The 26675-nt window shown below is 51.4% G+C and carries 27 protein-coding genes and 3 pseudogenes; 11 read left to right on the top strand and 19 right to left on the bottom strand.

The features are described from left to right. The first annotated feature begins 19 nt into the window (after positions 1-19). Genes ACR8BN_RS21705 through ACR8BN_RS21690 form a run of 4 tightly spaced genes read left to right on the top strand, consistent with a single transcriptional unit; the run spans position 20 to position 3072 of the window. Positions 20-868: a transporter substrate-binding domain-containing protein gene (locus ACR8BN_RS21705; protein WP_189327956.1), complete on the top strand. Its 849-nt coding sequence runs from the start codon at positions 20-22 to the stop codon at positions 866-868. 6 nt (positions 869-874) lie between these two features. Continuing rightward, complete coding sequence (locus ACR8BN_RS21700) at positions 875-1600, top strand: ABC transporter permease (protein WP_010246779.1); 726 nt, start codon at positions 875-877, stop codon at positions 1598-1600. A gap of 9 nt (positions 1601-1609) precedes the next feature. Further along, entirely contained in the window at positions 1610-2296 is a 687-nt protein-coding gene (locus ACR8BN_RS21695) for an ABC transporter permease (protein WP_010246777.1), read from the top strand. Next, the gene (locus ACR8BN_RS21690) at positions 2293-3072 is read left to right on the top strand and encodes an ABC transporter ATP-binding protein (protein ID WP_430018508.1); all 780 of its coding nucleotides are present in this window, start codon (positions 2293-2295) and stop codon (positions 3070-3072) included. Before ACR8BN_RS21695 ends, ACR8BN_RS21690 begins: the two co-directional genes overlap by 4 nt. Positions 3073-3194: 122 nt before the next feature. Here the strand turns inward: ACR8BN_RS21690 and ACR8BN_RS21685 are convergent, their stop codons facing one another. Then, positions 3195-3917 (bottom strand): glutathione S-transferase, encoded by a 723-nt coding sequence (locus tag ACR8BN_RS21685; protein WP_430018507.1) that lies wholly within the window; start codon positions 3915-3917, stop codon positions 3195-3197. A 136-nt stretch (positions 3918-4053) separates the two neighbouring features. Between ACR8BN_RS21685 and ACR8BN_RS21680 the strand changes: the two genes are divergently transcribed. Next, positions 4054-4623 carry a TetR/AcrR family transcriptional regulator gene (locus ACR8BN_RS21680; RefSeq protein WP_033787231.1) on the top strand — a complete coding sequence of 190 codons (570 nt, stop codon included), beginning with the start codon at positions 4054-4056 and terminating at the stop codon, positions 4621-4623. 95 nt (positions 4624-4718) lie between these two features. Here ACR8BN_RS21680 and ACR8BN_RS21675 read toward each other — a convergent pair whose 3' ends face one another. After that, on the bottom strand, positions 4719-5315 hold the full coding sequence (locus ACR8BN_RS21675) for a TetR/AcrR family transcriptional regulator (protein WP_430018505.1): 597 nt from the start codon (positions 5313-5315) through the stop codon (positions 4719-4721). Positions 5316-5456: 141 nt separating this feature from the next. On the opposite strand from ACR8BN_RS21675, the gene ACR8BN_RS21670 reads away from it, so the two are divergent. Continuing rightward, the gene (locus ACR8BN_RS21670; protein ID WP_430018504.1) at positions 5457-5882 is read left to right on the top strand and encodes a RidA family protein; all 426 of its coding nucleotides are present in this window, start codon (positions 5457-5459) and stop codon (positions 5880-5882) included. A gap of 54 nt (positions 5883-5936) precedes the next feature. After that, complete coding sequence (locus ACR8BN_RS21665) at positions 5937-6212, top strand: helix-turn-helix domain-containing protein (protein ID WP_434747807.1); 276 nt, start codon at positions 5937-5939, stop codon at positions 6210-6212. A gap of 3 nt (positions 6213-6215) precedes the next feature. Here ACR8BN_RS21665 and ACR8BN_RS21660 read toward each other — a convergent pair. From ACR8BN_RS21660 to ACR8BN_RS21625, 8 genes and pseudogenes are all read right to left on the bottom strand, one after another. Next, positions 6216-6653, bottom strand: a pseudogene (locus ACR8BN_RS21660) (anti-virulence regulator CigR family protein); the annotation flags it as partial. A gap of 389 nt (positions 6654-7042) precedes the next feature. Further along, positions 7043-7417, bottom strand: a complete 375-nt coding sequence (locus ACR8BN_RS21655; protein WP_235188772.1) for a hypothetical protein — start codon at positions 7415-7417, stop codon at positions 7043-7045. A 12-nt stretch (positions 7418-7429) separates the two neighbouring features. After that, complete coding sequence (locus ACR8BN_RS21650; protein ID WP_264704861.1) at positions 7430-7558, bottom strand: hypothetical protein; 129 nt, start codon at positions 7556-7558, stop codon at positions 7430-7432. Then, positions 7551-7691 (bottom strand): host cell division inhibitor Icd-like protein, encoded by a 141-nt coding sequence (locus ACR8BN_RS21645; protein ID WP_080707947.1) that lies wholly within the window; start codon positions 7689-7691, stop codon positions 7551-7553. The genes ACR8BN_RS21650 and ACR8BN_RS21645 overlap by 8 nt, the downstream gene beginning before the upstream one ends. Before the next feature lie 295 nt (positions 7692-7986). Then, a complete protein-coding gene (locus tag ACR8BN_RS21640) occupies positions 7987-8451 on the bottom strand; it encodes a DUF943 family protein (protein WP_430018502.1) in 465 nt (154 codons plus the stop codon). Then, positions 8441-9286 carry a YPO3983 family protein gene (locus tag ACR8BN_RS21635; RefSeq protein WP_434747706.1) on the bottom strand — a complete coding sequence of 282 codons (846 nt, stop codon included), beginning with the start codon at positions 9284-9286 and terminating at the stop codon, positions 8441-8443. The genes ACR8BN_RS21640 and ACR8BN_RS21635 overlap by 11 nt, the downstream gene beginning before the upstream one ends. Before the next feature lie 137 nt (positions 9287-9423). Next, on the bottom strand, positions 9424-9765 hold the full coding sequence (locus tag ACR8BN_RS21630) for a hypothetical protein (protein ID WP_430018500.1): 342 nt from the start codon (positions 9763-9765) through the stop codon (positions 9424-9426). Between the two features lie 195 nt (positions 9766-9960). After that, positions 9961-11220 (bottom strand): annotated as a pseudogene (locus tag ACR8BN_RS21625) (tyrosine-type recombinase/integrase). 633 nt (positions 11221-11853) lie between these two features. Between ACR8BN_RS21625 and ACR8BN_RS21620 the strand changes: the two are divergent. Next, positions 11854-12423 (top strand): DUF4142 domain-containing protein, encoded by a 570-nt coding sequence (locus ACR8BN_RS21620; protein ID WP_031594299.1) that lies wholly within the window; start codon positions 11854-11856, stop codon positions 12421-12423. A gap of 44 nt (positions 12424-12467) precedes the next feature. Here the strand turns inward: ACR8BN_RS21620 and ACR8BN_RS21615 are convergent, their stop codons facing one another. After that, the gene (locus tag ACR8BN_RS21615) at positions 12468-13049 is read right to left on the bottom strand and encodes a TetR/AcrR family transcriptional regulator (protein WP_434747705.1); all 582 of its coding nucleotides are present in this window, start codon (positions 13047-13049) and stop codon (positions 12468-12470) included. A gap of 144 nt (positions 13050-13193) precedes the next feature. On the opposite strand from ACR8BN_RS21615, the gene ACR8BN_RS21610 reads away from it, so the two are divergent. Next, positions 13194-13646, top strand: a complete 453-nt coding sequence (locus tag ACR8BN_RS21610) for a nuclear transport factor 2 family protein (protein WP_434747704.1) — start codon at positions 13194-13196, stop codon at positions 13644-13646. A 208-nt stretch (positions 13647-13854) separates the two neighbouring features. On the opposite strand, the gene ACR8BN_RS21605 is transcribed toward ACR8BN_RS21610, so the two are convergent. After that, the gene (locus ACR8BN_RS21605; protein ID WP_031594296.1) at positions 13855-14223 is read right to left on the bottom strand and encodes a winged helix-turn-helix transcriptional regulator; all 369 of its coding nucleotides are present in this window, start codon (positions 14221-14223) and stop codon (positions 13855-13857) included. A 99-nt stretch (positions 14224-14322) separates the two neighbouring features. Between ACR8BN_RS21605 and ACR8BN_RS21600 the strand changes: the two genes are divergently transcribed. After that, positions 14323-15069 carry an NADPH-dependent F420 reductase gene (locus ACR8BN_RS21600; RefSeq protein WP_434747703.1) on the top strand — a complete coding sequence of 249 codons (747 nt, stop codon included), beginning with the start codon at positions 14323-14325 and terminating at the stop codon, positions 15067-15069. 142 nt (positions 15070-15211) lie between these two features. Here ACR8BN_RS21600 and ACR8BN_RS21595 read toward each other — a convergent pair. From ACR8BN_RS21595 to ACR8BN_RS21575, 5 genes and pseudogenes are all read right to left on the bottom strand, one after another. After that, a pseudogene (locus tag ACR8BN_RS21595) lies at positions 15212-15586 on the bottom strand (NmrA/HSCARG family protein); the annotation flags it as partial. Positions 15587-15601: 15 nt separating this feature from the next. After that, positions 15602-16915 (bottom strand): NAD(P)/FAD-dependent oxidoreductase, encoded by a 1314-nt coding sequence (locus ACR8BN_RS21590; RefSeq protein ID WP_069026900.1) that lies wholly within the window; start codon positions 16913-16915, stop codon positions 15602-15604. A 334-nt stretch (positions 16916-17249) separates the two neighbouring features. Further along, positions 17250-17858, bottom strand: a complete 609-nt coding sequence (locus ACR8BN_RS21585; RefSeq protein WP_434747702.1) for a dTMP kinase — start codon at positions 17856-17858, stop codon at positions 17250-17252. Between the two features lie 557 nt (positions 17859-18415). After that, positions 18416-19321, bottom strand: coding sequence for an alpha/beta hydrolase (locus ACR8BN_RS21580; RefSeq protein ID WP_134161226.1), 906 nt, complete (start codon positions 19319-19321; stop codon positions 18416-18418). A gap of 315 nt (positions 19322-19636) precedes the next feature. Next, a complete protein-coding gene (locus ACR8BN_RS21575; RefSeq protein WP_134161224.1) occupies positions 19637-20506 on the bottom strand; it encodes a LysR family transcriptional regulator in 870 nt (289 codons plus the stop codon). Positions 20507-20622: 116 nt separating this feature from the next. Between ACR8BN_RS21575 and ACR8BN_RS21570 the strand changes: the two genes are divergently transcribed. Next, positions 20623-21783, top strand: a complete 1161-nt coding sequence (locus ACR8BN_RS21570; RefSeq protein ID WP_311977867.1) for a multidrug effflux MFS transporter — start codon at positions 20623-20625, stop codon at positions 21781-21783. A 451-nt stretch (positions 21784-22234) separates the two neighbouring features. Here ACR8BN_RS21570 and ACR8BN_RS21565 read toward each other — a convergent pair whose 3' ends face one another. Beyond that, positions 22235-23500, bottom strand: coding sequence for an MFS transporter (locus ACR8BN_RS21565; protein WP_311976674.1), 1266 nt, complete (start codon positions 23498-23500; stop codon positions 22235-22237). A 53-nt stretch (positions 23501-23553) separates the two neighbouring features. Then, entirely contained in the window at positions 23554-26661 is a 3108-nt protein-coding gene (locus tag ACR8BN_RS21560) for a beta-galactosidase (protein WP_311976673.1), read from the bottom strand. Between the last annotated feature and the right edge of the window lie 14 nt (positions 26662-26675).

The raw sequence follows: 26675 nt of genomic DNA, 5'->3' as shown, positions 1-26675 counted from the left end.
ATAAATAAATGAGGTTTATATGATGATGCGTAACCGCCTGTTCACGGCTTCTCTGACCGTGGCGCTGCTCGCCACTTCTGCGTTCAGCCAGGCGAAAGATTTCGGCACCCTGAAGTTTGCAACTGAAGCGGCTTATCCTCCTTTCAACCAGACCACACCGAGCGGCAAAATCGTCGGCTATGAGCCGGATATGGTGGCGGAGCTGGCTAAACGTGCTGGCTTTAAATATGAAATCATCGCCCAGAAATGGTCGGGCATGATCCCAGGCCTTATCGACGGTAAATATGATGCGGTGATCGATGCGGTGACCGTAACGCCAAAACGTGCTGAAGCGATCGATTTTACCCATCAGTACACCGTCAGCGTCTCCAGCTTTGTGACTGCGAAAAAAAGCCCGCTGGCCACGCTGCCAGGCAGCGGCACGATTGTGACGGCGGATAATGACGCCGGCATGAAAAAAGCGATCGACGATCTGAAAACCACCTTCAAAGGAAAAACCATTGCGGTGCAGGTCGCCACCATTCAGGCGGATTTCCTGCAGAAATACCTGGGCGATGTTGCCACTATCCGCACCTATCAGGCGGGTCCTGAAACCTTCGCCGACCTGATGAATGGCCGGGTGGATGCCGTCATGGCATCTCGTACCAACCTCAATGCCTTTGTGAAAAAACATGCTGAGGCGATCAGCAGCAGCGGCTATGGCTTCTCCGGTGGCGTGCTGGGTGCAGGCTCGGCGATTGGTCTGCGTAAAGGCAACAGTGAGCTGCAGCAGGTGCTGAATCAGGCGCTGGACTCCATGATCAAAGATGGGACGCTGAGCAAACTGTCGATCAAATGGTTTGGCGAAGATGTCGCGCCGAAAGCGTAACCGCTGATGCTGATGAATATTGACTGGCAGATACTGGGCTTCGGGGATGAGGGCTGGGGTGGCGTGCTGCTTAATGCCGCCGCCGTCACCGTCAGCGTGTCACTCTGCGCCTGGCTGCTGGGGGCATTGCTGGGCAGCGTGCTCTGCTGGATGCAGATTGCCGGTTCACGCTGGCAGCAGCGACTGGCCGCAGGCTACATCACACTGTTTCGCGGCGTGCCGGAACTGCTGGTGATCTACCTCTTCTACTTCGGTGGACGACAGGTGGTCTCCACCGTGGGCACCGCGCTGGGCTTCCAGGGACCGTTTGATGTGAACGGTTTTGTGGCGGGCGCGATTGCCATCGGGCTGATCTCCGGTGCCTATCAGAGCGGGGTATTCCGCGGCGCTTTCTACGCCATTCCCGGCGGAACGCTGGAAGCGGCGACCGTGACCGGCATGGGACGGCTGATGATGTTTCGCCGCATTATCGTGCCGCAGGCGTTACGCACTGCGCTGCCCGGCATGGGCAACCAGTGGCAATCGGTGATTAAAGAGTCGGCGCTGGTCTCGGTAACCGGGCTGGTGGAAACGATGAACCAGGTCTCCACCGCAGCCAACTCCACCCAGATGTCCTTTTTCTTCTACAGCGTGGGTGCGGTGATCTACCTGATTATCACCACCTGTTCCGATATGGTTTTCCGCTACGTGGAAAAGTTTGCGATGCGCGGTCAACAGCGCGTGAAGGGGTAAGGAGACCACGTGGATATCATGTTTTTACAGCAGACGCTGCTGGCGCTGCTGAAAGGATTGCCGCTGACCATCAACCTGGCGCTGCTCTCACTCTTTGGCGGCGGCGTGCTGGCGCTGCTGCTTAACCTGCTTCGCATGACGCGTGTCGGCAGCGTTTTCTGTCGCTTCTACGTCTGGCTGTTTCGCGGTACGCCACTGCTGATCCAGATCTTTATGGTCTATTACGGTCTTGGCAGTTTACCGGCGGTGCGGGAAAGCCTGTTCTGGCCGCTGCTGCGCGATCCCTACTGGTGCGGCTTGCTGGCGTTGATCCTGAATGATGCCGCCTACACCTCGGAGATCCTGCGCGGCGGCCTGCGCGCGGTGAGTCAGCAGTCGCTGGAGGCCGCTAAAGTCTCGGGCATGTCGTCGTATAAAATCTTTACCCGCATCACTTTACCGATTGCGATTCGACAGGCATTGCCGGCCTACAGCAATGAGATCATCTCGATGATCAAAGCGACCTCGCTGGTCAGCACTATCAGCCTGATGGAGATGACCGGCATTGCCGACTCGATAGTCTCTTCCACTTTCCGGGCGCTGGAGGTGTTCCTGAGCGCGGCGGTGATCTACCTGATACTCACCATGCTGGTCAGCAAAGGCGTATCGATGCTGGAACGACGCTTATCACCTTACTATTTTGGAGCACGCTCATGACCGCACCTACCATCATGCTGAGTCATCTCAGAAAGAGTTATGCGGGACACGAAGTGCTGCACGACATCAGCCTGACCGCGCAGGATGGCGATGTGATATCGCTGATTGGTGCCAGTGGGTCGGGAAAAAGTACGCTGCTACGCTGCATCCCGTTTCTTGAAGTGCCGCAGGCAGGTGAAATTGCGGTAGGCGAGGTGAACGTCACCCTGGATAACGCCGACGAAAAACTGAGCCGCGAACAGCGCCGTCGCATCAAGCTGATGCGAATGCAGCTCGGCTTTGTATTTCAGAGCTTCAACCTGTGGCCGCATAAAACGGTGATGCAGAACATCATTGAAGCGCCGGTTCATGTGCAGAAGCGCAGCTATAAAGAGGCGATTGAAGAAGCAGAAGCGCTGCTCCATAAAGTGGGACTCTATGCAAAACGCGACGCCTGGCCGTCACAGCTTTCCGGCGGACAGCAGCAGCGTGTGGCGATTGCACGGGCGCTGGCGCAGCAGCCGAAAGCGATACTGTTCGATGAGCCAACTTCAGCGCTGGATCCGGAGCTGGTGGGTGAAGTATTGCGGGTGATCCGCAGTCTGGCGGAAGAGGGACGTACCATGATTATCGTCACCCATGAAATGGGCTTTGCGCGCGACGTGTCGAACAAAGCGGTGTTTCTGCACCAGGGCATGATTGAGGAGTCAGGTTCACCGGAACAGGTGTTTCTCGATCCGATCTCGCCACGCTGCCGCGCCTTTGTGAACAGCCACTTTGAGCGCAATGCAGGCTGAAGCGGCATTCTGATAAGGCTGACGCGCTGAGATTTCATGTTTTGAGATCACAAAACCCCGGAAGATTTTCCGGGGTTTTTTACAGCAGCCAGACCACGTTATCCAGAACGATCAGCGCGATCTTACGCCCGGTCCTGAGACGATGCAGCAGCAGGGCGGCCCGCTTCAACCATTGCCTGCCATTGCTGATAGCTGGGACGGCTCTGGATTTTTGCATACCACGCTTTCAGGGCGCGACACTCGTCAGGAACAGCAAGATTCACCAAAGCCGCGAAAATCATTCCGCCGGTTACGGCGATATCCGCCATCGAAAACGTATTGCCCGCGACATAAGGCTGCGAGCGTAAAACGCCGTCAAAGTAGTGCATCCCTCTGATGGCCTTTTCACGCATCTTCGCACCCCATTCCGGATTCTGATAGAGCTCCACCTCCGGCCCCAGTCCTGCTGTGGCATGATGGAAATAGACGCTAACCGCATCAAGAAATTCGATCTCAGCCCGTTTGGTCATCATATGGATAACGCCTTTTTCTACCGGCGTGACGCCAGTCAGAAGCGGATTGTCATCCAGCACATCGAGATATTGCGTAATGGCGGTGCATTCAGCGATCAGCGTTCCGTCATTCAGCGCTAAAACCGGCAGGGTTCCGGAATAGTTGATCGCTAAAAATTCAGGTTTTTTATGCTCACCTTTCCACAGGTTGACCGGAATAAATTCGACCTTAGAAAGTAATCCCTTTTCCGCCAGGGCAATCCGGACCCGTGCAGGATAAGGGCCATCATACCAGTCATAAATCTTCATCGCGGGGAGTGACGGAACTGCAGATGCATTGTGGATATCAGTCATGATTAAGTTACCTACCTGTCAGTTGGTAGATGGATTGTGGTGCTGAACTTTTATTCTGTCAACCCCTGTCTACCAGTTGGCAGGTAAATATTTTCCCCTTATAATGCGTTTCCACCTCCTGAAGGAAAACTGAGTTATGAGCCTGAACGCGCGGGAAGCCATTCTGGCCGCAGCAAAAAGTGCTGCCCAGAATCATGGCTATAACGGGATTAATTTTCGCAGTATCGCTGACGAGGTAGGCATCAAGAATGCCAGTATCTATTATCACTTCGCCAGTAAGGCCAATCTGGGAGCCGCGGTCGCCAACCGATACTGGCAGGATACGGCTGAGGATTTAAAGACGATCCGCGAGCAAAGTGCCTCACCGGATGAAGCATTGCAGCGCTATCCGCAGATTTTCCGCAAGTCACTTGAAGATGCCAACCGGCTCTGTCTCTCCAGCTTTATGGCGGCGGAATATGAAGATCTGCCCGAGGAAGTGAAGCGTGAGGTTCAGTGTTTTGTCGATGCGAACGTCGAGTGGCTGACTGAGGTCCTTTGCGAAAAGTCGCCCGATAACGCGGAGAAAAATGCGCAGCGTGCGCTGGCAATCTACACCGCAGTTGCCGGCGCGCAGTTAATAGCCCGCACGCGCCAGGATATAACCATTTTTGATAACCTGATTGCGACCTATCAGGAGAGCGGCCTGATTCCGCTGTCACACTGAATTAAACGACACCGCGCCTGAAAGAGTTGCAGGCGTCAGCACTCAGCACTCAGAGCTACAGGGCTATCATTGAAAGCAGCAGTGAATATTCAGGGTTAAATTGCACTATGGCGCAAGCCGCCTGCCAGTTGTGTGAACACGTCGATCATCTTTGGCAGCGCCTTTTCCGGCTCGCTGCTGGAAGCAACCCACAGTGCGGCATTCAGCGCCGCGCTGTTTAGCAGATGAGCGGCGGCATCGGCGTCGACCGGCTTCATTATCCCGCTGTCGATAAGACGGGTAATCGTTTCACGCGTGGCTTCCAGGCAGCTGTTCTGGCTGGGCCATTGGGAAGGATCTCCCAGGAAAGCCGGGCCATCACGCAGCACAATGCGTTGCACTTCGGCATCCATTGCCATTCGGATGTAGGCGATGCCTTCCGCCACCAGCTTTTCCCACGCATCGCTCACCCCGGACGCTGCCGCTTTAGCCTGCTGGGCCATTTCGCCATCAACCTGTGCGACGACCGCCGCAAGCAGCCCCTTTTTGTCACCAAAATTGTGGTAGAGCGCCCCGCGTGTCAGACCTACGCTGGCCGTCAGTTCATCCATTGATGCGGCGGCAAAGCCTTTTTCGGCAAAGGCTGTGCGTGCTGCTGCAACCAGTTTTGCCCGGTTCTCTTCCATTGTTTCAGCGCGACGTTTAGCGGCCATAGACTCTCCTTTCACATACGCGATGTATATTAATTGACATACGCGACGTATGTGTGATTAATGTGACATACGCCGCGTATATTAAATCAAACGCGTGTGCGCTGCATCCTGCAATCCCTTAAAGGCTATTGAGGAAATTCTATGATCACTCGCGAACCCATTTTTCCTGCAAATCGTCACGCTCTCTATGAGCAGCATGGTTATTCAGCGGCTATCCGCTCAGGCGATCTGCTGTTTGTCTCAGGTCAGGTGGGCAGCCGTGCCGACGGCACGGCGGAGCCCGATTTTGCTGCTCAGGTTGAACGGGCATTTGAGAATCTGGCAGCCACGCTCGCTGCGGCAGGGTGTACCTTTGACGATCTGATCGATGTCACCACGTTTCACACCGATCCGGAGCATCAGTTCGAGACCATCATGCAGATAAAGCAGCGCGTTTTTTCGCAACCTCCCTATCCTAACTGGACAGCAGTGGGTGTGACATGGCTGGCGGGATTTGATTTTGAAATCAAGGTGATTGCACGCATTCCCGATCAGCGGGACGAACGGAGCCTGTCACAGAGTGCATAAAGCGTGAGTGGCAATCTGCCTGTCAGGCACTTTACACCGGAGACGGGCGCTGCGATGACATGCCCGACGTTAAATAAGCTGGCATCACAGACAGGGATGTCCCGCGCTGCATTTGCAAAACACTTTGGTCAGACGGTTGGAATTACGCCCATAGAATCTCTGACGCAACGGAGGATGCTGCTCGCCAGCGATCGTCTGCAAAATTCAGGCGAGACGATTTCAGGCGTTTCTGCCGCACTGGGATATGAGTCGGAGAGCGCTTTCAGAAAAGCATTTAAGCGTGTTACTGGCGCTCCACCAGGAAAGTTAACCCATTCGAAAAAGTTTTGAAGGTTAATCGAAAACCCCATTAATTACGGCGGTCACGACAGCGGTGCTCAGTGCTATCAGCACAAGATTATCTCCGACAGCTCGCCATTCGTAACCAGGGTAATAGGGCAGCTCATTTAGCATCGATGATGGCAAACTTTTTTTGGCGATACCCAGAGGCAAAGGTTTACCACGCGCAACTTTTTTAGCTATTCCTGGCGGCAAAGACTGATAGCCGACAAGGCCATAATTGACGGCAAGTTTACGTGCAAGAGAGTAGTTGATATCTGACTCGACGTGATCCGGTCGTCCTGCGTTCTTACGATTTCCATGTTTTTCTTTCGGACCCGCATTACCATGCCCCTTGTTTCCGTGCTCTCCGCTTTTGCCGTTATTACCCGGGTTTCCGCTATTACCATTACCCTGACCGCCACCACCGTTGCCGTTGCCCGGATTTGCGAAATATCGTCGCTGTAGATCAAATCAAAACGGCTTTCATTCACCAGCAGGAAGTTTGATACCATCTCCACCAGTTGAACCCGTTCCCTATTTGCTGTGCCGTAAATGGCTATCCATGACCTGAAACTATGCTCTACCGCTGCCCGGCAATCTGTAGCCGTCCACTCTGTCAACGGAAGGGAGAGCATCAGCGCCGCTTCCAGAATGGCGAAACAATCCGCTGCGCGCCCCGCCTGTTCGCTTGCATGTGCAGGAATTAGCGCTTTCCATCGCTTTTTTGCAGCCGCTACGGCCTCCTGCGCCGCTTTTGGACTTTCAGCCAGCATACTGACCCATTTACGACCTGCTGCCCGCTGTTTTCAGTGCGTCAGCGTGTGCCTTAGCCGGTTACATTAAATTGGGGCATTAGCACTTTCCTCAGTCAGTTCGTTGGCCAGTGCTTCAAGATTCCCCGCCATGAACTCGGCGGCACGCGCCATATCAGCGGTATGTTTCAGGAACGCGCCCAGCGCTGGCAGATCGGCTTTATGGTCGGTGTAGTTGGGGTTTTCACAAGCCCAGAAAAGCAGATTGCCTAAGGCGCTTACGCCGCGCAGATAGTCGTTTCGAGCCTCGTCACCCACAGCGGCCGGCAGGCGTAGATCGTCTTGCGCTGTCTCCGCTGCGCCACCGTTCAGCGGTAACGTGAAAAGATTTAAGGTATTGAGATTAAGCATTTTCCACCCCATGCCCGCGATGTGCTGTTGCTGCGTGAGCAGCAGTTTCATGCGCTCAGGCGATCAGGTCAGCAGCCAGATCTTTCCCGTTCGGGTCAGTACGATGAACTGCGCAGCTTCAAGCGCTGCGGCAATCGGGCGCAAAATGTCTTTAGGGTTGGTGTACACGTCCAGAATGTCGCGCTCATGCATGGCGCACCTCCTGTATAGGCAGAACGGCGGAAAGGGAAAGGATGTAGTGAGGTGCAAGAGCTTTACGCGCTTCGCGTTCGCTGGTGGCCTCAATGATCTGGCAGGGTCTGGCCTGTCGGTCAGCGCGATAAATAGAAGGCGATCATCCCTGCATGAGCAAGTACAAGTAACTCTATTTCTTCACAGCCAAGATGTTTGGTTGCCAGCGGAAGGGGGTAATAATCAAATAGCGCGATAAAATCACTCATTTGCTACGTTCGCCATCCACGCAATCGCCTTACTAAAAGGGTGTGAAGCAGGCGGTAAGGCGTTGCCGCTTTTCTCTCCGTCGAGATAGCCTCCTGAATATTTTGCTACTTCCGCTTTTCTGATGCAAGGTTGGGTCGCGCGGATGATTTTATTGCAGTCCCTACGCGAGGGGAGCGGCTCTAATCATAATCGCTTTTTACCATCTTACCGTTTTCTTTAACTCGATATATTCCGCCATCGACCCAAAAAGACATTCCCGTATTTTTACCGTTCTTAACAAACATAAGGGAGTTTTTATTAATACAATTTAGTGGTGGTTCCATATCACTAAAACATAGCCTGTCATAACCATCACTTTCTACGTATCTATCGCCAAAACCCCAAAAACTGACTATAAAATAACCATCTGAATCAGGTTTAGGAATGCCATATTTTTCCTTAAACATATCCTTGTTTTTCAGCCACCAGTCTATTTTTCCTTTATCGGTAAAAGGGAAGTTATTAACCAAAATATCACTATAATTATTTTCCTGGTGAATGGCGACAATCTCTACCGGGCGCAGTGATAGCCAAAGCCAGTAACTGAGCAGCACGCACCCAGCGAATAAAAACAGGCCAAAGAGTTTTTTATTTTTATATTTCATTGCGCCCACCAGTAATCTCGATAGTGGATTCCACATTCGTCATAAATGGTTTAAATTCAAACTGATTATATCGCTGGAGCATAAACCAGATACGGAAAAAGCGGAACTGGTTGAACTTGGATTTTGAAATATCGTCAACATCAAGACCAAAGTGATCCTGTACCTTGTAATGCACTACTGCCCGGTAGTGGTCATTATCAATATTTAGCGATTTTATCGTGATATGCGTTGCCCAGGTATCATGAACGGTTATTCCCATGCCGTTAAAGTTATCCTGGAGTCTGTCGAATTTTGGCAGTTTCCCTTTCATGATCGCCGTTCTCAGCTCATCTTTTTTATGTGTTGGGAAGTATTGATTTTCCCAGTCAATGCGGTTTTTAAATACATCTTTCAACCAAAGGCGGGTACTGTTTCTCGTCTTGTCATTAAGAATATGTTCTTTCAAGGCCTGGTCCAGAGACACATCACGGAAGGGTGTACCGTTGCCGTTCTGCATGTGAGTAATCATCTTTTCGATGAGGTGGCTGTAAGGTCCATATACCGAGAACAGGCGCGATAAATCGCGGAACTCGTCAAACAGCATTGCGGCGCACTGCTGTCGGGTAATCTTTTCACCCTGGCCACGCAGATTACAGCAGAACATGGACTGAGGGCGATCCATTGAGGAACGCCGGGTAAGCGTCCAGGGATCAACCCGGTCAGAAATGTAATCCAACCGGTACTGGGATTTTAAATGTGCTTCGGTTAAGTCGCCGCAGCGCATATCTTTAGCGCCGTAGTCGTCCATCCGGTTTTGGGTTTTGAATATGGTGCAGGGAAACTGTAGTGCGGCCATCGTGATACGTTCCTTGTGTTATCGTCCTTTGAGGTCTTCACAGGGAATAATACGCGGTGAAAGGTCAGAGTGTAAATGTTGTACAGTCCCTGCCCGTAATTTTTTACCGATTACGGGCAGGGGGCATAGTGTACGCTTTACGCTCTCAGCCCATCATCAAAATGCCAGGTGGCATCTTTCAAATTGCCGGGGCTCTCCTGCGCAATGCCTTTCGTATCGGTGGCCTGCGTCTGGATCTCAATATTGTCTATCCGCACGTCTGTACGCTGCGAAAACTGCCGGGATGAATTGCAGAAAGCGTTGCTGGTCATGGAAGTAATCGGATTGCTGGCCGCTGCCTGTAGCTGCACCTGACCGTCATACGTCATATCCTGCGCCGATGGCGCTGGCGTAACAGGTTTTGCTTCGCTCTCGGCCTTCGTTACTTCGTCCTCACCCATACCGAACTCTGACAAGTGTTTAATATCGTGCGTTTGCAACCCCTCCCTTGCAAAATAAACATTATTTAACAATTAAATCAATTGATTATATTGATATTTGCAAGTTAATTTACGGGCAGGGTGTGAAACAACCTCTTAAAAAGTTTTTCAGTTAATTTTCTGATTTATATATAGATATTATTTACTGAAACAGTGAAGCAAGTAAAATAAAGCTCGCACATACGCGCATGTAGATTACTTCCTGTTTGCTATTGATACCACGTTGTAATCTTCTCCATGCTCCAGCGCCACCAGCAGATCAGCCCACAGTGCCAGCCCTGCCCGGCGTTCATCAAAATACTGATGGCGGTTATAGATACCTTCCACGCCCTTGCTACGGTGATTCAGGCAGCGCTCGGCAACAATGGCATCCACCCCCAGCGCCGCTAAATGGGTGCGACCAGTGCGCCGGAAGTCATGAATAGTGGAGTTGGGTACGACTGGCATTTCAAGGCGTACTTTTGCCAGAGCTACCGGCAGGGTGCTTTCTTGAATATGGGGGATCATGCGGTGCTGCATCTTCCGGGCAGGGAGTACCCATTTACTGTTGCCGGAAAAGCTGTGTAATTCTCTGAGCCATTCAACCGCAGGCGGTGGTAGCGGAATATCGATAGCATCGCCATTCTTAGCGGATTCTGTGGGTAAGTGTCACACAGCCCCATCTAAATCGAATTCGCTCCACGGAGCGCCACACAGCTCCATTTTGCGACAACACAGGCAGAGTATCAGCTTCATGGTGAGTTCGTTCTCACGGCTGAACCCTTTAGCCATGCGCATAGCCTGGAAAAACTGAATAAGTTCCTCGCGGGTTAACCAGCGCTCCCGGCTTTTCTCCTGCCCACAAGCATCGGCAACTTCAAAAGCACCGGTGGGGTTAATCTCCAGCATATGTCGTTTGATACCGTAGTCAAAGATACGGCGAGTCCAGCGTAGTACGTCATTAGCGATGGTAGGCGCTCCGCGAGAGACAATCTTCTGCTACATATCGTCGATGTGTCGGGGGCGAACCTCCTCTATCTTGAGATGGCCTATATTGGGGTTTATGTCCTTGTCAATGCGGCGGCGCAGAATATCGGGATGTTTCCACCGCCCAAGGATTTGCCGCTCAAAATACTCGGCGGCTAATTCTGATACCCGGAGCGCGTTTTTCTCCTGCTCTATTTTCTCCAGCGCGTCAGCTTTGCGTGCCTGCTTTTCCCCGGCCACGTCAAAGCCGAGGGCAACACGGGCAGAAAGCTCTTTAGCTGTCTCCTTTGCTTTGGCTAATGACATTTCCCCATAAGAACCAATCAGCATAACTCGCGACTTTCCGGCGTACTGATACCGGAAGCGCCATACAGGGACTTTATCCCCTGCCCGGTAGCGCAGATAAAGACCATGACCGTCTGAGCGTCCTTCAAACCGTTCCCCTGCCTTAATCCATGCCCATATCTGAATATCTGTCAGCTTTGCCATAGTGCCACCTGAATATTGAATAATGCTTTGTACCCAAACTGGATCGTTAAAAATGCTTTGGGTACAACCTTGGGTACAAAGAAAATAGGCGATGTTATGCAACCATATGCGACAGTATGAAAATTAAAAAGCCCGCATTTAGCGGGCTACATTGGTTTTTTGCGATTGCATGTGACGGCATGCAAAATCACTCGATATTCTGAACCAGAACATTTAAAGCGATGTAAGGAGGTAATATGAGTTCAACCTCTTCACATTATTATGTCACCTGTTAGTTATTACCCAGCATTAAACGGCCGACAACCACATAGCAATCTTAAGAATTATCTCAAAGTAATCAAAGAAAAGCTGTACGATGTTTTGATATTTCGTATAAATTTTATGCTGAAATCCTTGCTAACAATAGATAAATTTTCGGCTTTAAGCGAGGCGGAATACATTATCTTTATTTTTATGCTGCTGCAATTCATTGTTTATAGTTGCGATTACCTGATTTTAGTACAACGCTTAATCACTCTGCTACATAAGACACCTTAAGTGAGGTAGAAAACATGACAACTCATGAGACGGAGCAGGTAATTGTGAGCAGAATTTTTCTGATATCGGTCTTCCCATAATATGCAGGAGTTCAAAATGAAAACTAATAAAAGCTATAAAGGATGGCTGGCTATATCAGCTGTCGTCGCTCTCTTCAGCACTGCCAGCGTACAGGCTGAGACGCAGACAAGCGCCCCGCAGGGTGGAAATACACCGCAGACCGTAAAGAATGACAAGCTCAGTCCTGGTGATGAAAAAGCACTGAAGGATATGGCGCAGGCCAATATCAATGAAATTGCCGCCGCCAAAATTGCGCTGAACAAAACACAAAGTGCAGAAGTTAAAACCTTTGCACAGAAGATGGTCGAAGATCATGGCAGTGCCCTGACAAAAGTTCAGGCGGTTGCTAAGCAAAAAGAGGTGACATTACCGACTGCGCCAGACGCTAAACATAAGGCCATGGCCGACAAGCTGGAAAAGCAGAGCGGCGGTGCCTTTGACAAAATGTATATGGAAAACGCCGGAATAATGGATCATAAGATGGTGCTGTCGACGTTGAAGAGCGACGCGACGAAGATAAAGGATCCGGATGTGAAGGCGCTGGCTGACGCGCATACCCCTGTTGTAGAACAGCATCTGAAGTCCGCCCAGCACATGGCGATGTAACCAGGCTGGCTGGTTCCGAATTATCCGCAAGTGCTGTTACGGGATCATCGGGACCAGCCAGAAATGACATAATCCACCATCGGCTGGAGTTTCTCTCTCGTTACGCCAGCCTTTGCCTGAACAGCCATGCCCTGCGCTACAGTCATAAGGTATTTCGCTAACATTTCACAATCAGCGGATGAAGAAAGCTCGCCCTCGTGCTTTGCACGTTTGAGCCTCTCCAGCAAAGCCGTCTCCGAGCCAATGCGGCGAGTGATCAATTCCTGGCGAATGATCTCAGCCCCCTCTGAACATGCCAGAGCGCCATTAATACCGAGACATCCCCGGCATTCACCACCGAGCGTGTGGGTATCCAGCATGCCATTAAGAATGAGTCGCACCGCATCATGAACGTTTGGTTCCTGGAGTGCTCCGGTCATAAAAGCCATATATCTGACTTCATATCTCTCCAGCGCTTTACGGAAAAGGCTCTCTTTGTTTCCAAAGGTGGCGTAAAGACTCGGACGCGCAACGCCCGTCGCACGTGTCAGGTTATCAAAGGAGGTGCCTTCGTAACCGTTTTTCCAGAACATCACCAGGGCTGCTTCTAAAGCGACCTCCGCGTCAAATTCCCGATGTCTTCCCATTTAGCCTCCAATTCTATAACGGTCATTATAAAAAAATTGACGGCCCGCGTCCAACTCTGTACTAATAATACTGTAACGACCAGTATTAAATTTTTTTGCTGGCGCAGATGATAGCGTCTGGCCCGAAACAGAGAAGGAAAGAGTGTGAACGAAGAGCAGCAAAACCAGCGCGTTACAGTTGTTAAGGACTACTTTCGCAAACTCGACTCGGGCGATTCGTCAATGGTGGATCTTCTGACAGACGACATTCAGATCTACTTTCCAAAGTTCGGTGTAGGATACGGAAAAGCTGAAGTGGCTCGCGCCGCTCAGGGAATGATGAGCACCCTGCAAAAGATCGAGCACGACTTCGAGCGGATGAATATTCTGGTTGCGGGCGATCACGTTGTCGTTGAAGGGTTTGAGAGTGGAATCAGCGCTAACGGAACGCCCTGGCCTGTAAAGGGTCGCTCTGAAGGCCGTTACTGTAACGTTTTCCAGTTCGATGGGCTTAAAATTAAGCGGCTTCACATCTATACCGATCCCGATTTCGACAGCACGCATGAAGAGCGATTTTTGTGGCCAGCGGTCGGCATGACCCGTTCAGGTGACATCTGACTGGTGAAGTGACATGCATTCAGGATCGATCTCCATGCTGACGGAGCTGCTCTCCTGTGAAGTCACTGTCGAGCTATTTCCACTCCGGGCGCGGTTCCTGAAGCGTTTAAACTCATACTCATGTTAAGAAAAACCACGTGCCTGAGAGGATATTTTAAGCGTTTTCTGCGCTCAGACACATCGGTATAACTGGCTTGAATTGCGAGCTTCAGGAGCCATCAAGACCCAGCGTTTCACGACGCAGGAAGGCCCAGTCAATCAGAGCAGTCATTGATGGCCCAAGCGCTTTTCCCAGATCGGTAAGTGAGTACTCAACACGCGGTGGAACTTCGGGATAAACCGTGCGTGTCACGATGCCATCCTGTTCCAGTTGCTTAAGCTGCTGGATCAGCATTTTTTGATTTACGCCCTCAATCCGGCGCTCCAGCTCTGAAAAGCGCAGCGGGCCTTTAGCGGCGAAAAGCTGACAGATAATAATTGTCTTCCATTTACCTTCAATAATCTTCAGCGCTTCGGTGGTAGCCTGAGCCCACACCAGTCGCTGCTCCGGAATATCACAACGCCAGTCTCTTTCCATACTTACCTTCAGGTTAGTAACCCACTATTTTGTCGGTTCTTGTTGTTTATTCAGTGAATATGTAGGGTATCTCACTCACCACAGAATCAGGAGCGAAATATGAAAATCGGCGTAATTGGCACAGGTAATATCGGTGGTACCCTGGCACGTAAGCTCAGTGAAGCGGGGCACAAGGTAAAAATCGCTAATTCACGTGGAGTTGATGGCGTGCGTGTTTTTGCGGGTGAAATTAATGCAGAACCCACAGACATCAGGGGAGCGGTTACAGACGTCGAAGCCGTGATTCTCTCCATTCCGCTGCCGGCACTTAGCAGCCTGCCTGATGGGCTTTTCGATCACCTTCCACCCCATGTCCCGGTGATCGACACCAGCAACTACTATCCTGGCCTGCGCGACGCACCGATTACTGCACTGGATGATGGGCAGACCGAAAGCGAATGGGTTCAGGAGCAGATCGGACACCCTGTGGTTAAAGCTTTTAATAATATCCTTGCCGACTCGCTCGCCGATCTGGGCCAGCCGCTGGGAAGTCGGGGTCGTCTGGCGGTTGCCGTAGCGGGGGATCATCCTGATGCTGTGCAGACGGCCATGTCACTGGTTAACGACACCGGTTTTGATCCTGTGTTCTCTGGGACTATCGCTGAATCATGGCGTCAGCAGCCCTGCACACCTTGTTACTGCTGTGACTGGGAAGCGCCCGTGATGCTGCGAGCTCTGGCGTTGGCCAGAAAGGGAGAAGGTCAGGCTCGGTTGCCACAGCTTTATGCCAGTTTCGCGACGCTGGGTGATGCACCCTCTCATCAGGATATTATCGAAAACAACCGTGCCATAAACTGGCCGGTTTAAATCGCCAGGCAAGGATAATCTGTCTGCATTGAAGTTCTGGATAAAGATTGTTCTGAGAATATTTTTGCATAGTGGCTCTGGCTCAGGCATCTGGTCCACGGTATTGCTCTGCAGGCTTGTCCTTAAGCCTGAGAGATCCAGATTACTCTCCGGGGAGTGTGCTAATAAAGTCACGATAGGTATGCAGTGGGCGGCCAGGCAGGGTGACCAGACGTTCCCGGTCGCCCTCTTGTGGAATCATCCCATCACTGACGTAACGTTCAGCCATCAGCCGCATTTCATTCGCCATCCAGCGCGGCATAAACTCCGCCATATTGGCTTCGAATGCATCCGGATTATCTCCTCCATAAATTACCGGACGGCCCAGAAGCTGTTGCCAGGCTGCTGCTGCCTCTTCTCCGGTCAGCGTATCTGGCCCCACGAGATTGAGCGTTTCGACCGGTAATTCTTCGCCGGCCTGGTTGCGCCTTATCAGTTTAATTGCGGCCACTTCAGCAATATCCCGTGTATCGACCATTACAGTTACGGATTATCAGACCTCTTTACGGCCCAGATAACGCTCTTTCATCAGTGACAGTTTTATGCCGATATCCAGCGCCGGCGATGGCGGCATGAAACTGGCCTTGCCCAGCGACAGCATATCCGCAATATGCGGGTTGTCCTGTTTCATCATGAAATCCGCCAGCAGACTGCCCGCCACGGTCTGTTTTGAAACGCCTGCGCCGTTACAGCCACCCGCCGTACAGATAAAGTTGTTCAGCATGCCCCATTCAGGCGCGCCGTTTCGCGTAACACTGATGGTGCCGGACCAGGTGTGGGTTATCTTTACGCTGCCCAGGGTCGGATAGACTTTATGAAATAAGCGCTGATGCAGCCGGGTCGCCTGCCAGGTCTGCGCGGCATTCACCTGACCGCTAAGTGCGGGTATCACGTGCTGGCGAATCAGGAAACGGCGGTCTGAGGTAAAACGGAAGGTTGCACCGGCAATCGCATTAACCGGCGTAAGCCCCCAGCTCTGCATGGGAGGCAGAGTCGCCAGTTGTTCATCGGTCAGTGGATCGGTAATGCTGGCGAAGGTCGCCATTGCAGCCTGACGCGAAAGCCCTGGTCGCAACTCTGGTGATAATGCATTGGTGGCCAGCATCACCTTTCGCGTTTTGATGATGCCAAACGGTGACAGCACTTCAGCCATGCTGCCGTAGCGAATCCCCAGCACTGGCGTGTTATCGAAGCGTTGAACATTTTCAGGTAAATAGTGGCTTAGCCCGGCGATCAACTGCGCCGGATTAACCAGCACACAGCCTGGTGTGTATATCCCTTTGCTGTAAAAGCGCGTGCCGAGTTTAAGGTAAAGCTCCTCGCTGTCTGACATCTGCCATGGCTCATCCATTAAATCGAGGTGGCTGGCGTACTCCTTTAAAATACGATCGTTGCCACGCTCAGCCTGGCAGTGATATTTACCGACCTGTTCCCAGTCACACTGAAGATGATACTGAGAAATAACCTGCTCCAGTTGACGAATACCTTCCTGAAGCAGGTTACGGTAAGCGTTGGCCTTTTTTAATTCAGCGGTCGAGCTGCCAATATTATGAGGCAGACCGATAACAAATCCGGAATTACGTGCCGATGCGCTTTCCCGTGTGCTGTGCGCGTCGACGATGATAATTTTCAGACCGGGCTTAATTTCAGCCAGGCGGCGCGCAAAGGCAACACCTGCAAATCCCGCGCCGACGATAACCCAGTCTGCAGTGATATCCTCTCGCAGCATGGGCTGCGGCGGAAAACAATGCTCACCCGCAGGCCAGCCCAGTTGATTGTGATTAAATGGTATTGATGCGTAGCGCAATTCCCTGTGCCTTATATGAAAAATAAAGCAATTTTATAAGTGAAAGCGGGTTATCTGTGCCAGCGGTAATCTGACTAATGTTGATTTCAGACAAGTAAAATTCAGGTGGATGATTTTTGAGTTAAAAATCAAAGGTGGCGCGGATTTTCGAAGAAGAGATGATAACGCGACTGTTATGGGGTTTATTTTCTGGTGTCAAAGACCGAAAACAGTAATCTGCAGAGGCGATATATTCATAAAGCCCGGACAGGGGAGTGCAAAACGGAACAGGACGCGCTATTAACTGGCAATTTTTGGCGGAGAGTCAGCCCCAGAAACCGATGCCTGTTCGGCATCAAAGCGTTTTATAGATTTCAGCAATGACCTGCATCGTTGCCTCTTCTATGGTTCCTTCATTGCGACATAAAAACCAGCCGTGGTTGGTCATCTCCTGCTCGAACACTCTGGTGCAAGCGACATGCTCTTCCAGCCTGTGAATGACTGTACTGCCCAGCCCACGCGATCGTGCCGCGGCTCGTTCCCATGAAACTTCAGGTGCCGTGACCACCCCGACATGCAGGTCTGGTGCTCGCACGTTGAGTTCAATGTTTCGCTGCAAAATCTCTGCAAAGGGCATCATCCGCCGAAACGCGGCATCAGACGGATACCAGCGATCCATCAGGATAATGCAGTTCCCGGGCTGTTTAGTGAGTACATTCTGTGAAATCCAGGCACGGCTAACGGCAAAGCGTTCACAAATTTCCCGTTCCAGTTCGACGGAGGGATTTCTGGCGAGCCTGTTAACCAGCGCCATTGTTTCCGCCCTGAAGGGATCGCTTTTTTGCTCGCTAAGTCGGATCACCTTCCTGTTATCTGCTCTTAGCACTTGCGTAATGGACTCCAGCAGGGTGGTTTTACCGGTTCCCTTGGGCCCATCCAGAGAAACAAACAGCTGACGACTCATGCCAGGAATGAGAAGTGAGTTAAGATTTTTGTAAATCGTGCTTCCGGTAAAAACATCTTATTTTCCTGGTTTGAATAGCTGAACTTACATCGTTCTCTTTAGCCGTCAGGCACGTTCGCTTGAACATGAATGTTAAACAGACACTGATGAATACGCTGGCAACGGTTCTGACTCACGAGTTTATAGAACAGGATGTCAGCATCTGGCTCCGATGTGCCCTGTTAAAAACCACACCGGACTGGATTCTCATATAAAGTCGCAGTTTACGCCATTCTATGTCCGGAGCATGAAGAAAAAGCTAATGGGCAAGTTTGGCTGCTGAGCGCAGAACGGCTTATGAAGGTTGTCTTTTAACCAGGGTAGAGAATCGGGGGCTGTGATCTCCGGTTCCTACAGTGTAAGCGGCAGGCCTGAAATGCGTGATCCAGGGTGGTTTTATCTTTGTCCGCTATGAGCGAGAATCTGACGTTATGCCGTGGTTCACCTTTGGTCCGCTATTTTTCTGATTTAGCGATAAGGTAATGACCTGATAAAATAGTATGTCATCGCTCATCAACTCAACGAAGCAGGGAGCAAATGTCCCGCATCAGATTACGTGCTGTCTGGCTAATGCCTCCAAGCTGGAAGAAGCCGTGGATGACGCCGAGGTAGCGTTGTGCCGTGCACTTTACCCCCTGTTGTGTCATGCGAACAAACAAGGCTTCGCCTTCATCGCGCAAGGGGTCATATTCCGCTGTAATGATATGTATTGGCGGCAACCCCGAGAAATCATTACGGAATAACGGACTGGCGTCAGGGTGGTCAAAATTAGTGTTAGGGAAATAGGCTTCGAAACCGGTAATTAGCGTATCACGAGTTATCACATAATCACTGCCGTTTAACTTATAACTTTCAGATGATGCTGTTGCATCCAGCATAGGATAAATGAGTACTAGCTGTCTGGGTAACCACTGCCCTGCACTTCTCACTCGCAACGCTGTTATCAGAGCAAGATGGCCGCCCGCGCTATCTCCCATTAACGTTATATAATTACGGTCAATACCTAACACTTGTGCGTGTTTCCATACAGTGTTAGCGGCATATTCAGCATCATCATGTGCTGCAGGATAAGTATGTTCTGGCGCTAAACGATACTGCACAGCAACGACACGGCAACCACCCAGGAAAGCAATTTGTCGCAATTGATTTTCATGCGTTAAAAAACCACCACTTACAAAACAGCCACCATGATAATAGACAACCGTAGGTAACACTTTCTTTTCATTTAATGGCGAGAAAATACGCAACGGTATGTTGTCAATAATCATGTCTTCAATATTTACGCGTGTCTCAGTACTACCAGCCAGTGCTGTGCTTGCGACATAACCATCCCGACGTTCCCGGAACGTCTGATTACGCGATGACGGACGACCTGCAGAGATGAAATCGTTTACAAGATTTGCAATTTCTGGTTCAAGAGCCATAAAAATCCATCCTCAGAGATCAAATTTGAGCAACAAACTAAGAGTATAATTTTTCAGAAAACTTTTTATAAGTTATTAAAAATTTAGTATTGGGAGCCGTTCATCACCGCAATTTCTGTCAGTAAAGACAGCAGATATTGCAATGAGCTTAGGATAATACCATTGCCGCTGTAATGTCCGCTTCTGGCACAAAGCGGACTGACGTAAGGCTAACGTCCGCAATGAGCGAAAAGCGGAGGCCGCGCTTAGACTATTTAGCTCCCATGCTCTAAAGAGTTATATCAATGTCCTGCACTCCTTCTTAAACATGCTTTCTTACGCATTAAACTCATCAGCCAGCGTAGTCATTACTGCTCTGACTCTTGCGGTATGCGCCAGATCCTGATGCATTACCAGCCATACCTCATAGGGATTTTTACGCGCACGCTCCGGCCACAGGCGAATAAGCTCCCGATACTTTTTTGTAAGATAATCAGGTAATTCTCCAAGGGCCAGCCCAGCACGAATGAAGGTAGTTAACATCATGCTGGAGTCGAGTTCTGCCACCACCCGCCCTTTATGCCGCGTTTCTCCTGCCAGCAGATCATCCTGGGAGCGCGTTATGCCTGGCTGGTAAAGAGCAATACGATGTCCCTCAAACCCACTACCTGACTCTGGTATGCCAAAGTTATCAATATACTTTTGTGTTGCGAAAAGTCCCACATCACTTGAAGCGAGTTTTCGGACAATTAAATCGGGCTGTTCTGGCCTGATCGTGCGTACCGCTATATCCGCCTCACGGCGGCCTAAGTCCAGTAAGCGGGTAGTGGTAGTCAGACTAACCCGAATATCTGGATAGATATGCTGAATCCGCTCAATTGCTGGCAGGACAAAATCGACGGCCAGTGAGTCTGTGGTCGTGACATGCACTTCACCTTCCAGCCGGTCATCATCTCCGGCAACTCGGCGTTCAAAGCTGACCGACAAGCGTTCGATCTCTTCTGCAAGAGAAAGTATTTTTCGCGCGCCGGCTGTCAGTATCCAGCCATTACTGCTCTTCAGGAAAAGCTTACTGCCCAACGTCTTCTCAAGCGCGTTAAGCCTGCGCCCGACGGTAGTTTGATCAACATAAAGCTGTTCAGCTGCACCGCGCAGCGTGCCCGCACGGTGTACCGCCAGGAAAAACCTGACATCATCCCAGTTCATTATCCCCCCTTAATGCATTTTTGCAGGTATATCATGCATGGTAGTGCATTTTCGCAGAATGGAACAATGGCTAAGCTACGCGCTCTGTTTTATTAAATAGGTTCAATACCGGGAATATGATGCCTCGTCTCTCATTTATTATTACCGTTGCTATGTTGAGTGCTTTTGGACTCATTGCGTCTGATATTTATCTTCCAGCCATGCCAGATATGGCACATGAACTTGGCGTCACGCCATCGCAAATCTCACAGACCATTTCAGTCTATTTACTGGCTCTGGCCATAAGCCAGCTTTTCTATGGCCCGTTTTCCGATCGCTTCGGGCGCAAACCCGTCCTGTTGGCCGGCACTACGGTTTACATTGTCGGTTCACTGGGATGTGCCGTTGCTGACAGCTATCCTTCATTTCTGCTTTTTCGTCTGCTGGAAGGGGCTGGTGCCGCAGCGGGTCTGGTACTTGGTCGTGCTCTGATCGCTGATACCTGTGACAAGGTCATTTCTGCCAGGGTTTACGCGGTTATTTATCCACTGGTTTCATTGTCGCCTGCCCTGGCCCCCGTGGTTGGGGGACATCTCTCTAGTACTTTTGGATGGCACGCAGATTTCTTTTTTGTTGCTGTTTTTGGGATGATTACGATGCTGATGATCTTGTTTATGCGCGAAACACGACCCGGAAACACATCTGTTACTGCATCCCCTTTTTCAGGGTTAAGTACAGTGTGTTCAGACCCGGGCTTCTGGCGTTACACACTTATCGTCTGCTGCATTTACAGCGCATGGTTTATCTATCTGACTCAGTCGCCGTTCTTATTCGCGCAACTTAGAGTCAGCGAAGAAACACGGGGCTGGCTTTATATCCCCTTAACGGTCGGAATTATCAGCGCCAATCTCTTAACGAAGCGGCTTTTGAACCACTGGCAGTATGATCATATTGTTATTGCCGGTATTGTCTGTTTTGTGCTTGGCGGTCTGGCTTATGCGGTTGAAATGTTTTGGGCTGAACAGGGTATACTAATGATACTGCTTCCTATGTGCCTGGTCAGCCTGGCAAACGGTTCCAGCCTTTCTCTGGCAATATCCGGTGCGATCAGCAGTAGGCACGGTCAGGTTGCGACCGCCTCCGGTTTGATAGGTTTCCTGCAGATAGGCAGTGCGGCCGTTCTTGCAAACGCCGTCAGTGCAGGCTTTGGTTTCAGTCAGTCTGTTCTGGGGTTGGCGGTATTGTTACTGGCTCTAACCGCGCTACTTGCCTGCTGTAAACTCTCTTTCCACCCTTAAGTGTCTCTTTAAGATTTAACGCCTATCGGGGGGAGGGGCGGCCAGGCATCAGGGGTGGAGAAACGTGCTCGAGGATGATAGAAAAAAACACTTCATATCAGACAGGTTACGAACATACAGACTGACCATAATCACGGATAGTTTTAGATGTTTTATAATCCCAGAACGGCTGTGCTGCTTACTATCTGAACTTCCGCTTCTGGCACGAAGCGGACCTTGCCAATAGGGCATGATGGCGTCATTCTCTGCGGTTAGCATAACGTCATTGACATTCGAAACGTCAGTGACAGGCACAGGCTGGGCGGCGCCGCCCTGAACAGGGCCTCCACCCTTTTTGCCAGGATCACCCCTTCGATACAGCAGCGCGGGAGCTTAGTCGCCGACAACCATTACCCCGGAATAAGACACCCGGCCAGGATAAGCGCCCGCTATGTGAAGTGGGCACTTATTATCAGGTGGCGCTGTTATATCCGGTTGCCGGAAGCAGTGTTTTACTCCCTTTCAGGGTAAAGAGGGAAATAATGGTAAAGCTCAGTGTGATACAGCCTAAAACAAGATAAGCCTGATGGAAGCCTACGGTGTCATACATCCGGCCTACCCATGTCGACAGTACAACGCCCGAAAGTTGCTTTGATAAATTAAAACCAATCAGGAACAAGGTTGCCGAAAGTTTTGGGTTAAATGCGGAGGAGATATATTTAAAGGTGCCGACCAACAGGAAAGGAAGTTCAAACATATGGAGCATTTTTAAGATAACCACTTCTGTGGCTGAAGAGGCAAAAGAAGAACCCAAAATACGCGCCGACATAATGACGCCTGCGGCCAGGAGGGCGTTCTTCGCACCAATGCGGTTAACGATGGCAGGGGCAAAAAACATAATCGTTGCATTGAGTATTTCCCCACCGGTAGTGACAAAGCCAAACACTTCGGTCCCGCGTTGTGGGCTGGAGAAAAACCCTTTGAAGAAGTTAGCAAACTGCTGGTCGAACACATCATAGACACTGGCGACACCTACAACGTAAATAATAAATCCCCAGAAGCGTGGCATCCGCAATAGCTCGGCGGCGGTGCGCATAGAAAAAGCCTGGCGGTTGGCACCAAGCGCGTCGATAACCCGCTCGCTGTTGCTCCCTTCCGGGCGTGACATCCATAACAGTACGGCTAGCGCCAGGGCAAAACCGGAGGCAATCCAGAATGTAATATTAGGGTCGATGCTAAATAAAATACCGGTGATTGATGCACATAACGCCCAGCCAATACAGCCGGAAACACGAACCTTTCCGTACTCAAAACGGTTAGCCCGACTTACGCGTTCAATATAGGCTTCTACCGCCCCTGATCCACTGGAGAAGACGACTCCCAGATAGATCCCGCCAACCAGTGCACCAGCGAAAATATTCATCTGCAGTAAAGGAGACAGAACAAAAATAAAGAAGGGCGCAAATAAAATCAGTAAGACTGTGATAATCCAGAGCAAGTGTTTGCGTAACCCCAGTTTATCGGAGAGCAGACCAAACACCGGCTGGAAAATAATTGCAAACAGTGAGATAGATGAAAACACAATCCCTGTTTCTGTTTTGGTTAAGTGGTTAACTTCTGCCAGCCAGACCGGGAAGAAAGGAAAGTAGGCCGACATAATGAAATAATAGAAGAAAAAGAAAAACATAAAGTAAATGAAGTTATGTCGTTCTCTTGGTGCGAGTTCAGAGAGTTTCATTTTGACTGTTCCATCTGGTTATGCCGGTAAGCCCGGGGCTCACGCTTCGATTATTACTGGAAATGAATCGTTAACTGATATTTCCATTGTGTTTCAAGCAATAGCCATTGCTGCAGTACGCTGGGCGTCCAGGAGTCATCACCGCCGACGCCCATGTGCTGCCCATCAAGGGTTATCCAGACGCCACTTTCCGGCTGCATCCAGTGCCAGTGGTCAGTCTTCATTAATTGCGCAGTGCCGTAAGGCTGTAGGGAAAAGTGGAAATCGCCCGCCACGTGCCAGCGCCCCCAGTCAAGTGCTTTGTTATCACAACGCAGGCCATTCTCGGTGGGGAATATGTACGGTGTAGTCATCTCGTCCAGCGGCAGTTCCCAGCGGGAGAAACAGGCGCTGGCGCGACGATCCGGGTAGTTCTCATGCGGGCCAAATCCCAGCCATGAGACCGGTTTATTCTGATCCAGTACCTGAAAATTCAGCCCGATGCGTGGCAGCGGCGGCAGTGTGCCAGCACGTTCGCCGTCAATGGTCAGGTGCAGCTTGCCTTGTGCGTCAAAGGTCATCTGCCAGTGGCTGACGATCACAACCTCATCCCCGTTCAGGTAGTGCCAGCGGCTATCGACAACAACGCTGCTGTTCTGACGATGCGCGTCACACTGCACGCAGCGGGTGGTGAGGTTGTACAGGCCTGCGCTTTTCCAGCGTTCAACCCAGGCGTTGGGATCGATGCGCTCCACTTCACTCACGCCAATATCATTATCCAGTGGTGCCCGAATGAACTGGTCGCGCAGCGGAACCAGTAGTTGCTCCACGCCGTCCACCTGCCAATGCGTCAATAGTCCGCTTTGACGGTCGATCGCCCACTGCTGCGCACCGCTGCGCACCGTCCAGGCACTGTCACTGCGCTCAAGCTCAGGAGCATTTCCTGCAGACAGAGGTGCCCGCAGAACCAGCGGGGCTGCGAGGGCAAACTGCTGCCAGGCGACGCGATGACCGGCATCGGACCAGGCCGTGGCCTGCGGCTGGATAACCTCCAGCGTCAGCCATACCTCTTCGGCCCCGGCAGGCAGCGTCAATTTCTCCGACAGCGTCAGCTCGCGCTGTCCTTCAGGGAGAAGTTCAAGGGTCAGGCTGCCGCTGGCAACCGTTTCACCAGCAGCCTGAACCTGCCACTGCAGTTCCTCGTTATCCGCCAGGCGGAACAGGTATTCGCTGGTGATGCTAATGCGCAGCGGGGTTTGCGACAGCAGGGCAAACTGGAAGTATTGCTGTGCATGTTTGGCTTCAATTAATGACGGATGAGGGCGACGGTCGGGGAAGACAAGACCGTTCATGCAGAACTGGCGATCGTTGGGCTTATCGCCAAAATCACCGCCGTACGCCCAGCCGACACTGCCATCATCGAAGGTTTTAGTAATGGCCTGATCGGCCCAGTCCCAGATAAAGCCCCCCTGCAGGCGCGGGTAATCACGAAACGCCTGCCAGTAATCGGCATAATTTCCCAGGCTGTTGCCCATTGCGTGAGCGTATTCGCAAAGGATTAACGGGCGCTGCTCGCCAGGCAGGCTGATCCACTTTTTAATCCCCCATTTTGGCACCGCAGGGATAAGCTGATCGCTTTCTACTCGGGCATACATCGGGCAGAGAATATCGGTAGTCGTGCTGTTCGCACCGCCCCCTTCATACTGCACCGGACGTGACGGATCGTTACGCTTGAGCCAGTGATACATGGCTTCATGATTGCCACCCACGCCGGATTCATTGCCCAGCGACCAGATAATAATCGACGGGTGGTTGCGATTGTTTTGTACCATCCGCGTGACGCGGGCGCTCCAGGCCGCTAACCAGGACGGATCGTCGGAAAGACGACTCATTGGCACCATGCCGTGGGTCTCGATATTAGCCTCATCGACCACGTACAGACCATAGCGGTTACAGAGCTCGTACCAGCGTGGCGCGTTAGGATAGTGAGAACAGCGAACAGCGTTGAAATTATTCTGCTTCATCAGAAGAATGTCCTGCACCATATCCTCTTCGGTGACGACCTGACCGCGCTGATGGTGATGTTCATGACGGTTTACACCACGGATCAACAGCGGTTTACCATTCAACTTCAGCAGGCCATTATCGATCTCAATCCGACGAAAACCGATATCCCAGGCTTCGGCTTCAATCAGTTCATCGCCGCACCACAGTGAGACTACGGCCCGGTAGCAGTTTGGTGTTTCCGCGCTCCACAGTGCCGGGCGTTCTACAGGCAAGCGCATCACGGTGCGTTCAGCATAATTGCCGCGTTCATCAGTGACTGGTGAGCCTGGCGGCTGCTGATGTCTGGCGACCTGTTGCGTGTCATTCCACAGCTCAACGGCCACCGTCAGTTTTTCCAGCAACGGTGTCGGGGCGGCGACAGTGGCATTGACCTCCAGCTCGGCGTCGTGATAAAGCGCATCTAGCTGCGGAGTGAGCTGAACATCGCTAAGGTGCAGCGTTGGTTTATTCAGCAACCAGACGGAGCGGAAAATTCCGCTCATCCGCCACATATCCTGATCTTCAAGCCAGGTGCCTGCGCTCCAGCGCATCACCATGACGCAGAGGCGGTTCTCGCCCGCCTTAAGGAGCGCACTGAGATCGAAGGCCGCGGGCAGACGACTGTCCTGTGAGTAACCGACCCATTCGCCGTTGCACCACAAATGGAATGCGGAGTTCACGCCATCGAAGATAATCTGCGTCTGACCTTTCGCCCGCCAGTCTTCCTCGACGCTAAACGTCAGTGAGTAGCAGCCGGTCGGGTTTTCTTCAGGTACGCGTGGTGGCGTAGTATCAATGGGGTAACGCACGTTGGTATAGACTGGCACGTCATACCCTTCCATTTGCCAGTTCGAGGGGACCGGTGTACTGCGGCTGTCCGCCAGATCGTTTTCCAGCCAGCTGGCATCCACCTCAAACGGGCTGCGGGCATAAGAAAATTGCCACTGACCATCCAGCAGGCGGCGGTGTGCAGAGAACTGATTTTCCCTTGCCGAGCGAAGATCGCGCCAGCTGGCAAAGGTCGGATGGGCCGGTAAACGGTTCAGGTGTGTAATGGTCTGGTTTTGCCAGTCTTCACGGGCAAGCACGTCATGAAACAGAGGTCCACCGGAGAGGTGGCAAGCGTGATGTCGCATAGGTATACCTGTGG

The sequence above is a fragment of the Pantoea sp. Lu_F5_004 genome (assembly GCF_051136245.1).
Classification (GTDB): domain Bacteria; phylum Pseudomonadota; class Gammaproteobacteria; order Enterobacterales; family Enterobacteriaceae; genus Pantoea; species Pantoea agglomerans.
The sequence above is the reverse complement of the archived record's forward strand: the minus strand, read 5'-3'. Positions and strand labels throughout refer to the sequence as shown.